Source organism: Pseudomonas sp. P4_C3, assembly GCF_056402075.1.
In genome coordinates this window covers 1-3,390 of the sequence record NZ_JBFUIC010000394.1, presented here as the reverse complement: position 1 = coordinate 3,390, position 3,390 = coordinate 1, and the positions used below count along the sequence as shown (strand labels likewise).

At 55.4% G+C, this 3,390-nt stretch carries 2 protein-coding genes and 1 pseudogene; all 3 read left to right on the top strand.

Going from position 1 to position 3,390, the window contains the following annotated elements; translation table 11 throughout:
* A pseudogene (locus AC1DVH_RS28175) lies at nt 1–210 on the top strand (hypothetical protein); the annotation flags it as partial.
* Between the two features lie 115 nt (nt 211–325).
* Entirely contained in the window at nt 326–1,516 is a 1,191-nt protein-coding gene (locus AC1DVH_RS28170; RefSeq protein WP_477756551.1) for an MFS transporter, read from the top strand.
* A 530-nt stretch (nt 1,517–2,046) separates the two neighbouring features.
* Nucleotides 2,047–3,258, top strand: a complete 1,212-nt coding sequence (locus AC1DVH_RS28165; RefSeq protein WP_477756550.1) for an MFS transporter — start codon at nt 2,047–2,049, stop codon at nt 3,256–3,258.
* Nucleotides 3,259–3,390: the final 132 nt, after the last annotated feature.

Genomic DNA, 3,390 nt, shown 5'->3' with positions numbered 1-3,390 from the left:
CCGAGCACGGAGCGGCGAGTCCGGCGCTGGGAGCATGGAGCCAGCCCGGATGAAGTGAAGGTAAAGCTGGGGAAAATCCTCCAAGGCGCTGACCCTCCACATTCTGAGGCGGCGGTTCAAACACTGTTACACGACGCCGGATTCGGGGACGCGACTCGTTTCTTCCGCAGCCTGTTCTGGAGTGCTTGGTTGACGTGCAAAATGGTTTGAACCTGGACGCGACAGACAGTTTCTGGCCGGTTTCTGCCTACCGTGACGGGCAGAAACCGACCCAGGCTGCCGGTCATTTGTGTCTACAGCAGCAAGGACGATTCAGGTTGAAAATATGAGTAACGAAAGTCCACACACCAACGCCGAGCGTCTTCGTATTCCTCGCATTGTCTGGACGTTGGGTTTTGTCAGCCTTTTCATGGACCTGTCTTCTGAGTTGGTACACAGCTTGCTGCCGGTGTTTCTGGTTACGACATTGGGTGCGAGTGCATTGACCGTCGGGGTGATCGAGGGGATTGCCGAGTCGACCGCCATGCTCGTCAAGATTTTCTCCGGTGCTTTCAGCGATTTTATCGGGCGGCGCAAAGGATTGCTTTTGCTTGGATATGGTTTAGCCGCGTTGTCCAAACCCCTTTTTCCTCTGGCTCACTCGGTTGAAGTTTTCTTTACAGCGCGTTTTCTGGATCGAATTGGCAAAGGCATTCGAGGGGCACCACGAGATGCTCTGATCGCAGATGTGGCGCCACCAGAAATCCGTGGCGCCTGTTTTGGGCTGCGGCAGTCGATGGATACCGTCGGGGCTGTTCTTGGCCCTGCTCTGGCCATCGTGCTCATGTTATGGCTCGCAGATATACAGCTAGTCCTGTGGTTTGCAGTTATTCCGGCAGCAGTGGCGGTGGTTCTCATTGTCACAGGAGTAAAAGAACCCACACACCTCCCGACCGAACACACATTTCGATCTCCAATTCACTGGAGAGTCGTTGACGACTTCTCTTCCGGGTATTGGTGGATCGTCATCATTGGAGGGGTGTTTACGCTGGCTCGTTTCAGCGAGGCATTTCTGGTACTACGAGCGCAACAGACAGGCCTGTTGGTCGCCTGGATTCCGCTGGTGATGGTGGTCATGGCGCTTTTCTATACGTTGTCCGCTTACCCGGCCGGCTGGCTATCCGATCGGATCAGTCGAGCGAAGTTGCTCTATGTGGGGATGGTCTTGCTCGTCTTGGCGGATCTGCTACTGGCTCAATCCAGTTCTGTAATCATGATGATGCTGGGCGTTGCCTTGTGGGGGCTTCATATGGGGTTCAGTCAAGGCATTCTTGCGTCGTTGGTGGCCGACAATGCCCCCCATGCGCTCAAGGGCACCGCGTTCGGTATTTTCAATTTGGTCAGTGGTGTATGCATGCTGATCGCCAGTGTTCTTGCGGGCTGGCTATGGCAGCACTTTGGGGCAGGCAGCACGTTCCTCATGGGGGCGTTGCTTGCCGCAACGGCTCTGCTCATATTGTTGTTCAAGCAGCAGTAAGGTGTCCCGTGGTGTATTCACATCGGTCTGTGTCGACGTCAGCGTGACAAGGGATAGGGGATGATAGGCACGCACTTCCAAAACGGAGCCTATCCAAAGCGGTGAAGTACGCCCGTTCGTGAGCTCGAAATCGACGACCCACACTCGAAGCGGTTAAGAAGGGAGAGGAGTGTTTTTGGGTTGAAAGCATTAATAATCGACCGATTAATAATAGTCTACGCTCAACACAAACGGCTTGTCGATGGGCGTTGAAAAGGGGGGGTAGGTCAATCACATGAAGGACAGGTGCCGTATGGGCATCGACCTGGAAAGGTGAGTGCTGGCAATGAAGTATCCCGCTTATTTACGCCAATGATGCACACGGGAGGCGTTGATTGCACCCAGGCAGCTTTTGCGCACGACGCAACATGACGTTGCGCCATGTCCATATTCTCTCGGTGGGGCGTGCCGCCTATTTTGTGACCTGACAAACATCAGGCGGGTGACCTTTATTGGAAAGTCACCGCTGTCGAACCTCAGGAGTTCATGGCATGAGCGTTTCAACAAGCGGCACAGCAGCGGCGATAACAAAAGCTTCAATGACGAGGGGAATGGTGCTTCTCTTTGCGTTTTGTTGTGGTGCGATCGTGGCCAACATCTATTACGCGCAACCCATTATCAGCTTGATCGCCCCGGATATCGGCATGTCGAATGGCAGCGCCAGCTTTATCGTATCGCTGACTCAAATTGGTTACGCACTCGGATTGTTTTTCCTGGTTCCCTTGGCGGACCTCATGGAAAACCGCCGACTGATGATCGCGACGATCGTGGTTACAATCTTCAGCCTGATCGCCGCTGGTTTGGCCAGGCAGCCGAGTGTGTTTCTTGTCGTCTCGGCACTCATCGGTTTCAGCTCGGTCTCCGTGCAAATGCTGATTCCATTGGCCGCGCATCTGGCGCCGGAAGAGTCTCGCGGCCGAGTGGTGGGAGGGATCATGGGGGGCTTGCTGTTGGGGATCCTGCTTGCGCGGCCGCTGTCGAGCCTGGTTGCTGACCATTTTGGTTGGCGGGCAGTATTTATCGGCGCGGCTGCGTTGATGCTCGTCATCTCCATGGTGATCGGCATGACCATGCCCAAATGGCAACCGACCCATCGCGCGTCGTATGGTCAGTTGCTGAAGTCCCTTGGACAACTGTTTTGCCGCGAGCCGGTATTGCGTCAGCGAGCGCTCTATCAAGGGTTGATGTTTGCCGCGTTCAGTTTGTTCTGGACTGCTGTCCCCCTGGTGTTGAGCCGGGAGTTCGGCCTCACGCAAAGTCAGATTGCGATTTTCTCTCTGGTCGGCGCCATCGGCGCAATCGCCGCACCTATCAGTGGTCGACTCGCCGATGCAGGGCACACTCGACGAGCCTCACAGTTGGCCATGATATTGGGCGCAGTGAGTTTCCTGCCGGCCTTCATCAATCCTTTTTACGGTGTGATCGGGTTAGCGGTTACGGGTATCGCGCTGGATTTTGCCGTGCAGATGAACATGGTGCTTGGGCAACGAGCCGTCTACGCCTTGGGCACTGCCAACCGAGGCCGTCTGAATGCGTTGTACATGATCAGCATCTTCATTGGCGGGGCGATCGGCTCCTCGGTGGCCAGCTCGCTTTATGAACACTTCAGCTGGTTGGCGATTGCCGCCGTCGGAAGTGCATTGTCACTGGCCACTCTGACCGCGTTCTTGATGGTGTCCCGTAGAAGCGGGCAGACCCACTGAGTAAATCCGTCGCCTGGACAAGTGATTGGGGAGGGCGCCCCAAGTTAGTTATCAAATCCAATCAGTGAAATAGGCGCACCGTTCCCAGTCAGCGCCCAGTTCAGCCTCAAGCCCATCGATCATCCGAGTTAC